Source organism: Mucilaginibacter sp. (assembly GCF_041660805.1).
GTDB lineage: Bacteria > Bacteroidota > Bacteroidia > Sphingobacteriales > Sphingobacteriaceae > Mucilaginibacter.
On record NZ_JBAZVP010000014.1, the window covers coordinates 64,664 to 81,300 of the forward strand.

Genomic DNA, 16,637 nt, shown 5'->3' on the forward strand with positions numbered 1-16,637 from the left:
ATCCTTATTCAAAGTAATTAAGCGTTTTGTAACCGCCTTTTTTTAAATGCTCATCCTTTTTGGCCAGTGTAAGATCGGATTGTACCATATCTGTCACCAATGCCTGCAAATCATATTTGGGTTCCCAGCCTAATTTGGTTTTCGCTTTAGTAGGGTCGCCTATTAATAGCTCTACCTCGGTTGGCCTGTAATATTTAGGATCGACCTTTACCACAGTTTGCCCAAACTTTAAAAAGTCGGCATTGAGGCCCAACTCTTCAATACGCTGCTCATCAATATCAATAATCACGCCCTTTTCATTCTCCTCCTTGCCGCTAAATTCAACTTCGATGCCTAACTCGCCGAAAGCCATTTTTACAAAGTCGCGTACGGTTGTGGTTACGCCTGTTGCAATAACAAAATCTTGGGGCACATCCTGCTGCAGCATCAGCCACATGGCAACAATGTAATCTTTAGCATGGCCCCAGTCGCGCTGTGCGGATAGGTTGCCTAAATACAGGGTGTTTTGCAGCCCCAGGGCAATCTTTGAAACCGCACGTGTAATTTTACGTGTAACAAAGGTTTCGCCGCGTATGGGGCTCTCATGATTAAACAGGATGCCATTGCAGGCATACATACCATAAGCCTCGCGGTAGTTAACAATTATCCAGTAGCCGTACATTTTGGCCACCGCATAAGGCGAACGCGGATAAAAAGGAGTTGTTTCGCTTTGCGGTACTTCCTGCACCAGGCCGTAAAGCTCTGATGTGGAGGCCTGGTAAATGCGGGTTTTTTTGGTAAGCCCCAGTAAACGGATAGCTTCCAGTATGCGCAGCACACCAATACCGTCTGTATTGGCAGTATATTCGGGGGTATCAAAGCTTACTTTAACGTGGCTTTGCGCACCCAGGTTGTAAATTTCGTCGGGTTGAACTTCCTGTACCAGTCTTATCAAATTGGTAGAATCGGAAAGATCACCATAATGCAGGTATAACTTAACACCTGCCTCATGCGGGTCATGATACAGGTGATCTATCCTATCGGTATTGAATGATGACGACCGGCGTTTAACACCGTGCACCTCATATCCCTTTTTCAGTAGAAATTCTGCTAAGTAAGCACCGTCTTGCCCTGTTATACCGGTTATTAATGCCTTTTTCATTGGTGAAGTTTAGATAGTGGTTTTTACTTATTGCAATTTATCTAAATTTATCCGAAACGAACACACAAGATGTTGTTATGCAGTATTTAGATGCCGGCTACGGTATCTTCCAATTCGCGGTACCACTCTTCGCCATACTTACGGATAAGCGGTCCTTTTAAAAATTCATGCACGGTAACCTTAAGCTCGTTGCCAAAACTGCAGGCTGGGCTACAAATGCTCCAGCGGTCGTAATTCAATACATCAAATTCCGGATACGCAGTTATACGAATAGGGTATAAGTGGCAGGAGATAGGTTTTTGCCAGGTAATAGCTCCCTGTTCATAAGCCTTTTCAATAGCGCATTTAGTTATCCCGTTCTCCCATATTACATAGGCGCATTCTTTATTTACCTCAACACAGGGGGTGGTGTAATCGCCTTCAAAATCGGTTACGTAAGTGCCAACTTCTTCAACAGTTGCAATGCCTTTGGCGGTCATGTAGGGTTTTACCTTCGGATAGATCTCATCCAGAATGTCAAGCTCGTCATGGTTCAATGGTGCGCCTGAATCACCTTCAAGGCAGCAAGCGCCTTTGCATTTGTTTAAGTTACATACAAAATTCTCCTTTACTACATCCTCGTGCAGTAAAACGCTTCCTACTTCAATCATTGATCTTTTATTTTTTTATTGGATTTAAATGGTATTTAAGGCCCTTTGCCCCCGTCAGGTCCATTACTAAACTACCCACTATTAATTCCACATGCGCTTTAACGGGTATGCGGTTATTATCATCGGTTACCCAAAGATACAGCATGCTATTTTTACGAAAGATACGGCCCGGAATTATAGTTGGATTAAACTTTAAACAGTTAAATGTACCTAACGCGCATTTTACCTTTTCCCGGCCTGCAAAGGTAATGGTCATAGAATGGATACCATCTTCCAGGAAATAACGGAGTTCCAGCTTTTCGCCGACTTTAAGTTTTGATACATCAATATTACGGGCATAATAATAGGCCGATAAAAAATCAAACACATTTCCTGTAAAAGGGAAGCTGCCCTTAGCGGCGGTTATTTTATGTTCGGGGTGGTCAAAGGTTACCTTATCATCATGCCTGTACTTAGCTTCGTGCCTTTCTTCGGCATAATAATAAGGCAATAGTGTTTTTGGATCGATATACGTTTCGTAGCGGTTGCGCACTTTGTAAAACAGATCAAAAGTGCCGGCTGTTTTGGCGTCGGCAACTATGTGCAGCGCAGGGTGGCCTTCAAATTTAATGGGGCTTTGCTCTACCCGGATATTAGCTTCGGCGGCGGTAAAAAAACCATATTTTAGTTTATAGGTTATTTGTTCACCCGGCTGGAAAGCAACTTCGGTTGTTTTGGTTACTTCCTGACTAAATGTTTTACAAAAGCAAAAGGTTAGTAAAGCTAAAAGGTAATATTTCTTCATTTAGCCCGGTTAATCCTTGCGTTTGTAAATAGGGACAGTTGAGCAGGGTTCGCCAAACATTAAACTTTTTGCAACAGGTGTAAGCTTTTGGGTAAGTTCCACATAAGCCGATACCGGTACAGGGATATCGCCGCAGCCTTTTATTACCAGGCGCTGGTCGCGGTATTGCTCGGCATCTAAACGGGCTATTTCTTTTACAAACAGAACGGTCTCTAATACCTCGGCATCGCCAAAAACAACTTCGCGGGCGTAAGGCGCAAGGCGGTTAGCCAGCAGCATATATGCCCATGCGGGTACAATAGCATCTGCAGAGCAGGTAACCGCTACGTTTTTATCTTTGTACTGCGTCCAATCGTGCTCTTTTACAAACTCACGAAAATCTTTTTCGCGCAGCATAAGGCCATGGAACAAATTATCTTTAATATCATAAACCACGCGCTCGCCCGGTGCGTAAAACTGGGCAGGGTCAATAGTGACCAGGCCGCTTTGCGCAACTTTATTTATTATATTTTCTTGTATTTCCATTTTGATCAGATAAAAAAAATCCGGCAGAAGCTATAACGCTAATGCCGGATACAAAATTACTTTAAATTTCTTTATAAGAACTTAGCTCTGTTATCTTTTACATTCGCCTTATCTTTCAGGGCATCAAGTACCTGTCCTTCCGAACGCTGTAAAAGCGCCTGGCTAAGCTGTTGTTTCTCCCTAACAGCGTTTGTAAGCTGTGCAGGGTTAATAAAGCTATCAACAGTATAAACATAAACACCTTGTAAACCTTCAACAGGTTTTGACAATTTATTTGGCTGTGAGCCAAATATTGAGCCTACCAGTTTATACTCGGCAGCTGCACCAGGGATAACCGGGTTAGCAAAAACAATGTTTTGTACCGGTACAACTTTGCTGCCTGCTTTTTGTGCAACCTGGTCAATTGAAGTTGAACCATTTAACGCGCTGTTAAACTTAGCCATAAGCTCTTTAGCTTTAACCATGTTTTTTACAGCAGGCTCAATTTGTTTCTTAACCGCATCTAAAGGTAAAACACCTTTAGGTTTAACAGTTGTTAAACGAGCAACAACATATTTATCGCCAACGGCAAATACCTGGTCAGAGAAATCATTTTTTTCTGCCTTGAATGCCCACTTAACAATTTCACGGGCATTATCCAAACCCGGTACAGCAGCGGCAGTACCGCTAACGTCTTCGGCGTTTCTTACTGCAAGGTTGTTTTTCTTAGCTTCGGCATCAAAGTTATCTTTATTTAAAGCGCTTAAAAAAGCCTGTGCTTTGCTGTAAACAGCAGCTTGTGTTTTGCTGCTTGCCTGCAATGGTTTATCAATTATAGCAACCTTAACAACTTTTGCTGATCCTTTCTGATCTTCAACTTGAATTAAGTGAACACCAAACTGTGAAGTAACGATCTTAATATCGCCGGTTTTACCGTTAAATGCTGCATCCTCAAAAACAGGGATCATGGCACCACGGCCAAATGTGCCTAAGTCGCCACCTTTTTCGCCTGATGTTTTATCTATAGAATACATTTTAGCCAGGTCGCCAAATGGCTTACCGCCTTCAATTAGTTTTTTAAGTGAATCTGCTTTAGCAAGGGCCTTATCAACACCACCTTCGGTAGCCGGGTTTAATAAAATATGGCGTGCCTTAACAGAATCAGGGCCTATCCTTGAATCAACCAGCTTGGCTACTTTGTAGCTGCCGTTAGCAATGTATGGGCCGTAAATAAAACCTTTTTCCGCGCTGAACATTACAGAATCAAGTTTTGGCTCTAATGAACCTTTTTTCTGATAAACCAACGGTGATTTTGTTTCAGAGTTGATCTGTACAAAAAGTGAATCGTTAGTGGTGGCTTTAAATTCACCAACCATTTTATCAACCTGTGCTTTAATCGCTAATGAATCATCTTTAGACGGGGCAGCGTTAAAAGCTACAAAGTTAAAGCTGCGCAGCTCCTGGTTGTTTTTAAATTCAGATTTATGATCATTATAGTAAGAACTGTAATCATCATCGCTTACTTTAATTTTGCTGTCAGGTATTGAAGCATAATCAAGCGTGGTATATTTAAAGTTAACCAGTTTGTTTTTTGACAAGTAATCGTCTTTAGCATCAAGCGAGTTCACATAAAGGCCGTTAGATACCAGGGCCATATATTTTTGAACTTTTTTAGCCTCAAATAATTGCTTTAAAAAGTCGTTCCATGACTCTAACTGTGCAGGGTCAACTTTGCCGCTTTGCAGGTAGGCCAAAAACTGGTTAAGCTTAGCTTTATCAAACTGACCGGTTTTTGGATCAGAGAACTGGCGTGCTATCTGCGGATCAGGGTTACTGCCTGATACCATTGCCTGGCTTTCTGCAGCACCTATAGTTATACCCAATTTTTCAATCTCTTTGTTTAAAAGAAATTGGCTTAAGTAAGTATTCCAGGTGGTTTCCTGTAAATAACTGCTAATTTGTGGTGTAATGTCCTGCCCAGACTGTTGCCTGAACTGTTGTGTAGAGGCATCAAGCTTTTTGCTGAAATCAGCATAGCTTATTACCTGCCCGTTCACCTCACCAATTTCTGAAGCATCGTCCTTAAAAAAAGAACTGCCAGACTTTAATACTTCACCTGCAATAAAAGCTAAAAGCGCTAAACCAATAACTCCTGCGAGAATCTTTCCCATTCGCTCCCGCAAATAACCCATTATACCCATATAACTATCTAAATTTTTATATTTCTCAAAAAGAGGCGCAAGATACAATTTTTACTAAAATTCTATAACACAAAAAATTGCGTTTTATTTTTTAGTTATTCTGTTATGCTGTTGTCTACGTGAATGATGGCTGTTGAGTTTTTAAAGATGGGGTGTTTTAGCTTATCATCACTTACAAAGCTTGTCCCCGTCATTTGGTCGCCGCCAACTTTGGTCATTAAAACGTTTTTGTTGGAGTAGATCTGTTTCTTGGCCTGATCATATATCAGCTCTTCTGATTTGTAAACTGTACCCTCCGTATTTGTGGCCACTACGTTCTTATGAAATATGATGAGTTTTTCGGCTTCCTTCTGTATCCCTGTATCGGCAACTATGTTTCCTATCTGCTTTATTTTATCATCATAAAAAACAACTCTTACACCCTTAGGCATAAGCGTTATCGGATTTTTTTTCTTGTCTTTATAAGAGATGGAGAGTGGGGCCGTTAATTTTAACTTAACTATTGCCGAGTCGCTGAAAATCATTTCAACCCCAATAGTCTGGCTGATATCTTTGGTAGAATCGGCCGCGGCTATGGCCCTAACCTTGTTCAGGTCATTTTCGCAGGCGCTGAATAGCAGCAAGCTCATCAGTAATGCCGGCAAATAAAGATTTATATGTTTTACCCGCCCTTGCATAGCTAACAGGTTAATCAAATTTGTATTTCTGGAACCACTTATCGTTAAGTGTGAAAGACAAGTGGATGTTAACGTAGCTTTCTCTTACCAGGCCATTAGCTATTGTACCGCGTTTACCAACTTCGGCAGCTAAATTTATTTTATAAAAGCTGCTTGTGGAAGGGCGCAGCGGTAAACCAAGGCCAAAGGTGGCCGCGTATCTTTTAATACTGGTGTTATTTGCAACAATATAAGTTTGATCAAAAATTGCGCCTAAACGGTAATCAACAGATGCGAAGTAACTTGATAATGAACCAATGTTTGGTGTGTACTGGCCGCCTATATTAAGGGTTTTGCTATCCTGAAGGCCTTTGTTTACACCGGCAATAGTCAGTTTTGACCAGTTGCCTATTGTATAATCGGCACCTACTAAAAATTTACCGTCGTACTGGTATGAGATACCAAAACGGTTTATCATTGGCAGTTGGATCTTGCTTTTAGGGTCCTGCCTGTTAACCAAACTATCTGTCGGGATATCCGGGTTGCCATCAGCGTCACTAAAATAGCTGCTTACTACATAGCTGTTTTGGCTGGTTAGTTTTGTATTAGCTGCTCCTGAGTAACCAAAAACAAGGTGTTTCCTGGCAGAGAAATCAACGGTGTATTGCGCACCGTAGTCATAATTTAAACCTTTTATGCTGTTGCTTTCTTCTATCCTTGAATTTAAGTTAGCAAACAGGGTAGGTATTTCTGTTGATTGTGTTTGCTGCAGGTTACCAAACAGGTAGGATACGTTTGCACCTAATGTTAAGTGTTTGCCTATGCCGAAACCGTAGCCCAAATAAAGCTTGGTGATACCGCCGTTGCCACTGTATAAGTAATTAACGGCATTGGTATCGGCAGGTAAGCCTGTGCCAAAACCGTTTGGTAAAACTTGCCTGTAGTTATAACCCAGTTCGCTGTATGGTGTTAAGCCAAAGCTTAGTGCCGATTTTTTTGATACCGGGATACCAAACGCTATGTGGTTAAGCTTAAACGTTGTGTTGGTTTGATTGTTAAAACCAACCTTACTTAAGGTGTTTATGCTGCTGCTAAGGCCAATATCAATTACAGTTAACCGTAATGCTGAGTAAGATGCAGGGTTTAAAGGATTAAGGGTGTTAAACCCGGCTATATTGTTTGTTGCTACACCTATACCACCCATGGCAATGTTTTGCGGCAGGGCAATAGGAGTAATATCACCTATACCATAACGTGAATACGGCGAACTGGTAGTTGCAGTAGTAGTATTATTGGTTTGCGCATTTACACTAAATGCAGTAACGGTAAGTAATATTAGAACGATGAACCTTATATATTTAATCATTATGCTTTTGTATAGCTGCGTTTAATCCTTTTAGAACCAGGTAAGGCTCAATTTTAATATAGGGGGCAAAGATGCTATTTTTCAATAGAGTTTCAAAAAAAATACTATCGCCCCCGCTTAGTATAATGTTGTACTCTTTTTGTGTTTTTATATAGTTTTCAATGAACCCTTGCAGCTCATACTTTACCCCGTTTTGCACGCCCGATCTTATTGCCGTTACGGTGTCGTCACCATAAGTTTCTGTAAAATCTCTATCGGCCTCAACCAGTGGCAAAGCGGCTGTGTAATAATTTACCGCTTTATAACGCATTTTTAAACCGGGTGATATACTGCCGCCAAAATAATTTGCGCCGGCATCAATACAGTCATAAGTTATGCATGTGCCCCCGCCTATTACTATGTTGGCTTTGCCCGGGTATAAGTAATTTGCACCTATTACAGCCGCAAGCCTGTCGGCACCGAGTGTAGCAGGTGTTTTATAATGATTATTTATACCTGCCGGTAAGCTGCTGTTAAAGTAAACTACCCCGAATTTTTCATCCAGTGATAGCTGCCAGGCCTCTTTTTCTTTCTTTACCGATGCCGTTATTACCCTGTCAATAGTGTAGCCGCTTAAAAAGCCGTCTACATTTTGCATACTGGTTTGTTGGTATTGTTCAACTTTTAGCAGATGGTCATTCTCAAAAACGGCCATTTTGGTAAAGCTGTTGCCAATATCAATAACCAGGTTTGTCATCAGGCGTTAGCCAATGCTAATACTGATTCAAATATGGCAAGCCCGTCCTGATTGGCCAGCAATGTATCTGCAGCACGTTCCGGGTGTGGCATAAAGCCGAATACGTTACGGTTTGCATTAGTTACACCTGCAATATTTTCTATTGATCCGTTAGGGTTGGCATCTTCGGTAATGTTACCAAACTCGTCGCAATACCTGAAAAGCACCTGGTCATTATCATTAATGGCCTTCAGCACATCAGCATCAGCAAAATAATTGCCTTCGCCATGGGCTACAGGTATTTTCAATGCACGCTGCAGATCAATCTGCCGGGTTACCAAAGAATCTGTGGTTTGCGCCTTCATGTAAATGTTGCGGCAAATAAATTTGCGGGTTCTGTTATGCAGCAATGCACCCGGTAAAAGGCCCGCTTCGGTCAGTATCTGGAAACCGTTACAAATACCTAATACTTTTCCGCCTTTTGCTGCAAACTGGATAACCTCCTGCATGATAGGTGAAAAACGGGCAATAGCGCCTGAGCGCAAATAATCGCCAAAAGAGAAGCCGCCGGGCAATACAATAAACTCAGCACCCTGCAAATCATGGTCTTTATGCCACAACCGCACTACCTGCTGGCCCATTACATTTGCAAGAACGTGGATGATATCTTCATCACAATTGGAGCCTGGGAAAATAACTACGCCAAATTTCATGCTACAAAACTAATATAACCTATGAAATTTGAACGAATGTAAAAGTTAAAAAGTGTTAAACTGAAAATATATTATGCTGATAAGCAGCAATAAATACAAACTTTCATAAAACCATTTGACGGTTGCGTTTACAAAGTAGTAACTAAAAAACACGGCTGCCGGTACTGCACACAACAAAAAGTGATTAAGGTTGAACTCTCTTTTTACATAAAAAGAGAATGCCGCTATCAGAAAGATGATAAACAACAGCTGGAACGATTTGCGCACCTGCACATAGCTTTTAAGGTAATTTTGCTGCAGTTTAAAAAAGTAAAGCACCAAAATAAGTAACACCGGCACCAGTACCAGGTAATTTATATAATTGATATTAATGCGGTTTGGGAATTTGGTACCCAGCGGCGCCCATATATTATAAAAGCTGCCCAACCGGTTATTGAGATAATAAAAAACAGCCAGGAAGAAAAATACGGTTAAATAGCCCAGGATGCCTGATACCCACTCGCGCCAGTTAAAAGGTTTAAATAAAATAAGCGCTATCCAGATGGAAAGGAACAGGTAAATGTAGGGCAGGTAGAGCAGTGAGCCAACGGCCACAATAATGCCCAGGTCATAAGCGGTTGATTTGGCATCATCGCTCTTATAAAGACTGAACAGCTTAAACAGCATCCATATCAATAAAAAATTGCAGAAAAGCGGAGCGCTTAAAACCATAAAAGGTTTAAATAAAGCCGTAAGCGTTACATACATTAAGGCTGGCAAAAAGGTAGGCTTGCCCAGTAAATTGAAGTGGTTAACCAGGTAATTTATGAATACAGCCTGGATCAATACCAGCACACCGGCTAAAAAAATGTTTAAAATAGGAGAGAAGGCGTACTCGTATGATACCGGTACCAGTAAACGCGCAAAAGGCTCAACAAAAATAAATTCAAGCTTATCCGGTGCTTGTATCACATAGCCAATGCGTGTTATAAATAACAAAACGGCCAGCCATAAAATATTGAGCGGATTATATATCTTGAAAATACTGATCATTTACCGGTTGGCTTTGCGGCAAAATTAACAGAAAAACTTGGAGTGTGAGATACCTTGAAATAATTAGCTTTAGTTGACAGGCAAGGCGGCAATTTAACTCAGCCTGACTCCGCTGCGCTGGTCTTCCCTCTCTCCGCTTCGCGCAAAGAGGGGGATAGGAAAAAGAAAATCCCCTGTCGCTCGGCTCCTGCCGAGTGACAACTATTATAAGGCCTCCGGCCGCCTCTTTAATAAATGGCGTGTATGCTGCGGCGGGACGCCGCGTAATAACGGACACTCGGCTGGAGCCGAGCGACGGCTTGCGGGAGTTTTTTGCTTTTACCGCGCGTATTGTTTTACCATCCTGTCAACTATCTGGGCGGTCTCGTCGGGGAAGTTTACGTTGATGCGGGTATCATCTGCCAGCCAGGTGTTAATGCGGTTCACAAAATCGCCGTTAATGGTATCAACAACGGTTACCCCCAGTTTTGATGCGGCAAGGGCATTGCATTGCTGCTCGTACTGGCCGCGCATAGGGATCATTAAAACTTTTTTGCCTAAAAATAATGCTTCGGCAGGGCCCTCAAAGCCACCACCGGTAAGCAGGCCTTCGCAATTGGCCAGGCTGGTATTAAATGCTTCGTTATTAATAGGGAACACCTCTATATTGCCTTCGCGGTAAGCGGTTTTTGTGCGTTTGGAGAAAATTTGCCATTCGGCATTGGTCTGGCTTAAGTTTTTAACCAGCCTTGCATCGCTGTAAGCGGGTAAATAAACGGTGTAATGCCCATGATTGGCGGTTTCCATATTACGGATATCGCTGCGGATAACCGGGGTATTAATAAAATCGTCATAACGCTCAAAGTGGAAACCAATATGATGCGTGGTGGGCGAATAATACTTAAACAGCCACTCGGCATAGTTCCATTTAGATGGGCGTGGTGTTTTTTTAGATACAAAAGAGCACTGGTGACTTAAGGATACCGACGGCACACCCTGCAGCCTGCATGCCCAGGCGCTAACCGGCTCAAAATCGTTAATGATCAGGTCGTATTGTTTTAGGGGGATGCTGTGCATATCTTTCCATAACCGGGGCAGGTTCATGATCTTAAAAGTGGCCCAGTTATCAACCCCGCCGTTTTTGCCAAACACAAAGCTAAACCCATGAAAACGGTATTTAAGCGGCTGCGACAGGCTTACCTCGGCTTCGGTACCGCTCACCAGCAGGTCAACCTCGCCATATTGCTGTAATAAGGGCACAATTTCGCGGGCGCGACTAATGTGGCCGTTCCCTGTACCTTGTATCCCAAACAATATTTTCATAAACGGATAATGTTGCCGGCAAATATAAAAGGGTTTCGCAACAATTGTCCTGGTTGCTGTTTTAAATCTTTCAGTTAAGGTAATTGGCGGTTTAATATAAACGCTTTTTTAACCACCTATATTAAACCAAAAGCAAAAGAGAAAGTCAAACTCACGCCCACAATTTTATTTACCAAACCTTATCAGACTATGAAAAATCTTCGTGCTGCACTAATTACACTATCTATTTGTTTTTTATCGGTTACTGTTTGCCGGGCCCAGATCTTTACCGCTGATAAAACCATCAGGGGCAATTCAGCTATTTTTAAAACTATAAGCATCAGTAAAGACAGTTTTGTTGTTGTTAATACCGAGAACGAGCTTTTTAACCAAACGGCAAAGCTGTCAAAGTACCCCGCCTCGCTTTTTAAGAAAAAGCCGGCTTATGTAATGTATCAAACATTTACGGCCGTTTTTAGTACTAATCGTTTACGCCAGCTCAACTCAGAGAATGCTTTGGTTGTAAACTATTATGTTAATTCAAAAGGCGAAGTGCTTGAGGTAACATTTACGCTCAGGAACATTTCCCAGCTCACGGCAGTTGAACTGGAAAAACTGGAAAACGAAATTGAAAGGAATATTTCTTTTATAATACCCAAAAACAAAGCAAAAGGCGAAAATCTGTTCATTATCACTGATGCTGTTCAATACCGCCGGATTTTAGATCGCACCATTTATTAGGGGGACGGCAATAAACACCTGATTTATAAATCAGGTGTTTATACTTATAATAGTTGGATCGTTATATTTTTGCTTGTCATTGAAAGTATTAATAAAGTGTTATTTACAAACCTCTCATGAAATTTTTTACAGCAAGTTCCATAGTCATATTTCTATGCTTTTGCATTTTTTCTACTCATTATAATGATAGCCACATCACCCAGATGGGTTATCCTAAGGTATTTTATAAAGTGTCAACAATGCAAACCGAGCTGGGAACGGGGGAGAGTCACCAGTTCTTGATTGGTAACTTCTTTTTTAACTTATGCTCGTCCTTAGTAACAGGTATAATCTTAACAATAGCTAATAAAGTTATTCGGCAAAATAGGCACAAGAAAACGCAATAGATTCAGGGGCGGTTAAACACACTCCTGCTAACTCAATAGTAATCCTACATCGGGATAAGTATACCGTCGGTTTCCCGCACTACCGGCAACCCCTCCTTCGCCGTTATCCTGTTAATTTTTATGAATTTAACATGCTATTGCAGGCTTGCATCCTGTAACGTGTTAATATTCAGTAAAATGTTAACAAATAAATTACCTGCTTTTAACGTTTATGAAATAGTTAATCACTTATTTTTATAGACCGATAAAAAAGGTCAGACAAAATTAACTTAAAACGATTTTTATGACCTGGAGAAAATTTAGCGGCGAGGTGATCCAAACGCCCATTTTAGAAGAGGTAGAAGCAGCCATTGAGCGGGAAACCGAATTGGGCAATAAATTAAAAGTTTGCATCGGTACAGATTCACAAGTTAAAGGGGCCGTAACTGATTTTGCTACCGTAATTGTTTTTATCCGCGAGAAACGGGGGGCCTTCATGTTTATTCATCAGGAGCGTACCTCACAAAAAATGAGCATTAAAGAGCGCATGCTTACCGAAGTGCAAAAATCTATTGACATTGCCTACAAACTTTGCGACCTGCTTGACCTGTATGATGTTGAACTGGAAGTACATGCCGATATTAACACCAACCCAATGTTTAAAAGCAACGCGGCCCTGCACGAGGCTATGGGTTACATACTAAGCATGGGCTTTGTGTTTAAAGCCAAGCCAGAAGCTTTTGCAAGCTCTTGCTGTGCCAATAAAATGGTGCAATAAGGCATTAGTTATTTTGGTTGCGCCCCTTATAAGCCATTAATAATATGGGCGTTGCCTGCGGCCCGGGCTATCCGCTCATACTGCACAGGCCTTAGCCGCATGGCCGGTATCCGCTCTTAACCCTAACGCGGGTAGTCATTATTGAAAAATAAACCCCATCGGGGTTAAAGCTTTGTAGAAAAATAATCAGGGAGCAATACCGGGCCATTGGTCCGGAAACCACGCCAGGGTGCATACCTACGGCACGCAAAATATTTAATCGTAATTTTCTACAAAGCTTTAGCACCTAACGGCGCCATTGGTAGGGCATACGCTTAATTAATTACATCACCTCAGCCTAACGCGGATAGGCGTAAGTCTTTTTAGCCCCCAAACTTTACCAAATTCTTACTTAATATATCTCCTGCATTTATATATTTGGGTAATAAATAATAGCCTATGTCTCCTCTTATTGAAATTACCGATTCCCGGGTGTTTGACCCCGAAGCTATAATAATTGATGTACGTGCCGGTGCTAACGCGTATGAACGCTATTTAGCCGGTCATTTACCCAATGCAATTTACGCTAATTTGGATGACGACCTGGCCGAACACCCCGCCGATCCCGCTTTTGGCGGCAGGCACCCTTTACCGTCGTTAACAGATTTTACCGCGACTTTAGGGAGCTGGGGCATCAGGCCGGATAGCCACGTTATTGTTTATGACGATAAAGCCGGGGCAATGGGCGGCGCACGCCTTTGGTGGATGCTGCGCTCTATAGGCCATACCAACGTGCAGGTGTTAAACGGCGGGTTAAAAGCCGCTACAGACGAAGGTCTTGAATTAAGCACCGACGTTTATACACCCATAGCTGTTACGCCTTATCCTGTACCCCCTGCATACCGCAACACGGTTAATATTGAAGAAGTAGAAGCCGCCGCCAAAGCAGACGACCGTGTGGTGATTGATGTACGCGAGGGGCAACGCTATCTGGGCTACACCGAACCGCTTGATTTGGTTGCAGGCCATATACCGGGTGCCGTAAACCTGTTTTATAGTACCAGCTTATCGCCGGAGGGTAAATACCTTACCTCGCAGGCACTGGCTACAATTTATAAAGAAACCATTGGCGATGTAAACCCCCAGGATGTTATTGTGCATTGCGGATCTGGCGTTACTGCCTGCCACACTTTATTAGGTATGGAGCAGGCGGGCATTAGTGGTGCCAAATTGTATGTGGGTTCATGGAGCGAATGGAGCAGAAGGGATTTGCCGATAGCTACGGAGAATAAATAGTGCTGTGCAAACCGCACAATGCTTAATTCGTTACCCATAAGTGAAAACATACGCGTTAAAATTAAAGCAGAATATTCCGGTTAGTTTAGATACCGCATGGGAGTTTTTCTCATCGCCATTGAACCTGGCCAAAATAACCCCGCCAGAAGTAAACTTTGTGGTAACATCAGATTATAATGATGCAGCCAGGGTGTATCCGGGTATGATCATTACTTACAAGGTATCGCCATTGTTTGGCATTAAGCTAAACTGGATGACGGAGATAACCCACGTGCAGGATCATCAATACTTTGTGGATGAACAGCGCTTTGGCCCTTATGCCTTGTGGCACCATCAGCACCATTTTAAAGAGATCCCAGGTGGTGTAGAAATGACAGACCTACTGCACTATGCCATCCCCTACGGCATTATAGGCAGGCTAAGTAACAAAGTACTGGTTGGCAAGCAAATAAAAAAGATCTTTGATTACCGGGTTAAAGCTGTTGAAACAATATTTGGCAGGTTTGAGGGCTAGGCTACCAAACTAGGCGAAAATGCTGCCTTGCCCCATCTCCAAATCCACGCCTTTCCTTCCTCCTTAAGTTTAAATAACAGTAACCTTTGACAAATCGACAACCCATAGGCCTTTAAGCCCGGCATAGGTCAGCTTATCCATTATGGCTCCGTCAAAGCAGACGGTTTTGAAGGCCCGGTAAGATTTGTTTGTCACCGAAAAAGGTAAACGGAATGATACGTTCCTGAGCGTCGCTCCCGTAAACGAAACGTCGTTAAGTGCAGACTTGTCAAACTGGACACCAATGAAGGTATGCCCATCAAAACGCATTCCCCGCAGGTCGGAATATTTGAAATCCACGCCGTTAAAGACACAATTCTCAAAGATTGTTTTTCTAAGGTCAGTCATGGTTAGTTTTACATCAGTTAGTTTTACATCTGTAAATTTTGTTCCAACCAGCGACGACTTGTTGAAGTCGGTGCGTACAAGGACGGATTTGCAGAAACTCGCATCCGAAAGGTCAGTGATGGAAAAGCTGCAGTCCGTCACATTTGCGCCGTCAAAATTGGCTTCACGCGCATCGCTAACCTCAAACGAGCTACCGGTTAGGTCGGCGCCGGCAAAGTCGGCTCTGCACAATGGGCTCGCTTTGAATTTTCCTTTGTGCAAAATAACGCCCGCGAAGTCACTCTCTTGCAGGTTTACCGCGGTGAGGTTTATCCGCACCTGGCGCTCCCCGGTGCGGGAGAGGTTAGCAACCTCTTGTGCTGTTTGCTCAATATCACCGGTACTGTCAATGGGCGTCTTAGAAACCGTTCCATCGTTCGCGGATTGGAAGTTTTCTGAAAAATAGTTCAGGTCAACACCCAGAATTTCTGAGAGCCTGTTAAAAGTAATGATGTCCGGACTTGATTCTCCCCGTTCCCATTTTCCAACTGCTTGCGGGCTGATAAATAGAAATTGAGCAAGTTGTGCTTGAGAAATATTTTTTTTCTTTCGTGCTTCGGCAATTCTATTGCCGATCATTTTAGTATTTAACATATGAGTATCTTTTTATTTATTTTTTTGACACCACAAAGGTATCCGGATGCATTTCCAGAATCAAAAAAAAGCAAATACTTATAGTTGTATTTATGCTACTTGTAGTTGTATTTAATAAAAGATCAGTAGTATATGTCGTGATTCAAATAATATTATCGGTTTAACCATGGAGCAAAGGACTGCAATCCGGAAACCCCGGAAACAATTCTCTAATGTGGGTATCCGATATCTTTTTGCAGGCAGGGTTCCATCAAATTGAAGAAACTACTTCACTAAAAAGAAGATTCAAATAAAATTTAGATTTAAGATAAACCTGGAATACACTACGTTCGGTAAACAAGATGTGAGGGGCATACCATAATACCTGTCATAAGGGTGCGCGTAAAGACCTTGCCCGCCTGTTTCCGCAGGCACACAGCAAATATAGGGTTAGCCTGGCTTATTTAACTTGCCAGCTCTACCTCGTAATGTGGTAACAATAAATGGTTAATTTGCAGTTCGCGGGCAGGCTGTTCAACTGGTTTTAAACGAATAGTAAATTCGTGAACGTTTTTGCCTGCTACATCAACTGTGCGTTGGGCCGCGTATATTTTGTATTTATTTAGAATGTTTAGTATCGTTTGGGCATGTTCATCGCCGGTATATATTTTGTCGCCTAACTTAATGTGCTTTTCTACGCCTCCAACTTCATCAAAGGCCTTCAAGTTTGTAGTAGAATATAGAGCCATATTATTCCTATAAAGTAAAAAATTGTTGTTGTAAAAAATATTTTTCCTTTCACAACAATATTGCCATAGCAACATTAGAGCTACAACAATTAAGCGTTGCGCAAGTTTGCATTATTTTTTGTTTTATGCAATACGTATTTATACCTGTTTTAACTGTAATAAAAAGGGTGTTT

At 42.0% G+C, this 16,637-nt stretch carries 17 protein-coding genes; 4 read left to right on the plus strand and 13 right to left on the minus strand.

Going from position 1 to position 16,637, the window contains the following annotated elements; all coding sequences use genetic code 11:
• Positions 1-4: 4 nt before the first annotated feature.
• From gmd to WC743_RS17290, 11 genes are all read right to left on the minus strand, one after another.
• Entirely contained in the window at positions 5-1,141 is a 1,137-nt protein-coding gene (gmd, locus tag WC743_RS17240) for a GDP-mannose 4,6-dehydratase (RefSeq protein WP_373013868.1), read from the minus strand.
• An 86-nt stretch (positions 1,142-1,227) separates the two neighbouring features.
• Positions 1,228-1,791 (minus strand): DUF3109 family protein, encoded by a 564-nt coding sequence (locus WC743_RS17245; RefSeq protein WP_373013869.1) that lies wholly within the window; start codon positions 1,789-1,791, stop codon positions 1,228-1,230.
• 7 nt (positions 1,792-1,798) lie between these two features.
• Positions 1,799-2,575, minus strand: a complete 777-nt coding sequence (locus WC743_RS17250; RefSeq protein ID WP_373013871.1) for a DUF3108 domain-containing protein — start codon at positions 2,573-2,575, stop codon at positions 1,799-1,801.
• Between the two features lie 9 nt (positions 2,576-2,584).
• The gene (locus tag WC743_RS17255; RefSeq protein ID WP_373013872.1) at positions 2,585-3,100 is read right to left on the minus strand and encodes a DUF2480 family protein; all 516 of its coding nucleotides are present in this window, start codon (positions 3,098-3,100) and stop codon (positions 2,585-2,587) included.
• 71 nt (positions 3,101-3,171) lie between these two features.
• Positions 3,172-5,280: a SurA N-terminal domain-containing protein gene (locus tag WC743_RS17260; RefSeq protein ID WP_373013874.1), complete on the minus strand. Its 2,109-nt coding sequence runs from the start codon at positions 5,278-5,280 to the stop codon at positions 3,172-3,174.
• Between the two features lie 95 nt (positions 5,281-5,375).
• The gene (gene lptC / locus WC743_RS17265; RefSeq protein WP_373013876.1) at positions 5,376-5,909 is read right to left on the minus strand and encodes an LPS export ABC transporter periplasmic protein LptC; all 534 of its coding nucleotides are present in this window, start codon (positions 5,907-5,909) and stop codon (positions 5,376-5,378) included.
• Between the two features lie 58 nt (positions 5,910-5,967).
• Entirely contained in the window at positions 5,968-7,302 is a 1,335-nt protein-coding gene (locus WC743_RS17270) for a hypothetical protein (protein WP_373013878.1), read from the minus strand.
• Positions 7,295-8,038 (minus strand): type III pantothenate kinase, encoded by a 744-nt coding sequence (locus WC743_RS17275; protein WP_373013880.1) that lies wholly within the window; start codon positions 8,036-8,038, stop codon positions 7,295-7,297. The genes WC743_RS17270 and WC743_RS17275 overlap by 8 nt, the downstream gene beginning before the upstream one ends.
• A complete protein-coding gene (gene purQ / locus WC743_RS17280; RefSeq protein WP_373013882.1) occupies positions 8,038-8,730 on the minus strand; it encodes a phosphoribosylformylglycinamidine synthase subunit PurQ in 693 nt (230 codons plus the stop codon). Before purQ ends, WC743_RS17275 begins: the two co-directional genes overlap by 1 nt.
• Positions 8,731-8,775: 45 nt before the next feature.
• Entirely contained in the window at positions 8,776-9,762 is a 987-nt protein-coding gene (locus WC743_RS17285) for a DUF6427 family protein (RefSeq protein ID WP_373013884.1), read from the minus strand.
• A gap of 318 nt (positions 9,763-10,080) precedes the next feature.
• Complete coding sequence (locus WC743_RS17290) at positions 10,081-11,064, minus strand: glycosyltransferase family protein (RefSeq protein WP_373013886.1); 984 nt, start codon at positions 11,062-11,064, stop codon at positions 10,081-10,083.
• Between the two features lie 189 nt (positions 11,065-11,253).
• Here WC743_RS17290 and WC743_RS17295 point away from each other — a divergent pair, with 189 nt between their 5' ends.
• The 4 genes from WC743_RS17295 (at position 11,254) to WC743_RS17310 (ending at position 14,716) form a co-directional block, all read left to right on the plus strand.
• Positions 11,254-11,784, plus strand: a complete 531-nt coding sequence (locus WC743_RS17295; protein WP_373013888.1) for a hypothetical protein — start codon at positions 11,254-11,256, stop codon at positions 11,782-11,784.
• A 669-nt stretch (positions 11,785-12,453) separates the two neighbouring features.
• On the plus strand, positions 12,454-12,927 hold the full coding sequence (locus WC743_RS17300) for a ribonuclease H-like YkuK family protein (protein ID WP_373013890.1): 474 nt from the start codon (positions 12,454-12,456) through the stop codon (positions 12,925-12,927).
• A 438-nt stretch (positions 12,928-13,365) separates the two neighbouring features.
• Entirely contained in the window at positions 13,366-14,202 is an 837-nt protein-coding gene (locus tag WC743_RS17305) for a sulfurtransferase (RefSeq protein WP_373013892.1), read from the plus strand.
• A gap of 40 nt (positions 14,203-14,242) precedes the next feature.
• Positions 14,243-14,716: a hypothetical protein gene (locus WC743_RS17310; RefSeq protein WP_373013894.1), complete on the plus strand. Its 474-nt coding sequence runs from the start codon at positions 14,243-14,245 to the stop codon at positions 14,714-14,716.
• 69 nt (positions 14,717-14,785) lie between these two features.
• Here WC743_RS17310 and WC743_RS17315 read toward each other — a convergent pair whose 3' ends face one another.
• Together WC743_RS17315 and WC743_RS17320 are read right to left on the minus strand one after the other, a co-directional pair.
• On the minus strand, positions 14,786-15,736 hold the full coding sequence (locus WC743_RS17315) for a pentapeptide repeat-containing protein (protein WP_373013896.1): 951 nt from the start codon (positions 15,734-15,736) through the stop codon (positions 14,786-14,788).
• A 443-nt stretch (positions 15,737-16,179) separates the two neighbouring features.
• On the minus strand, positions 16,180-16,464 hold the full coding sequence (locus WC743_RS17320; RefSeq protein ID WP_373013898.1) for a hypothetical protein: 285 nt from the start codon (positions 16,462-16,464) through the stop codon (positions 16,180-16,182).
• Positions 16,465-16,637 lie beyond the last annotated feature (173 nt).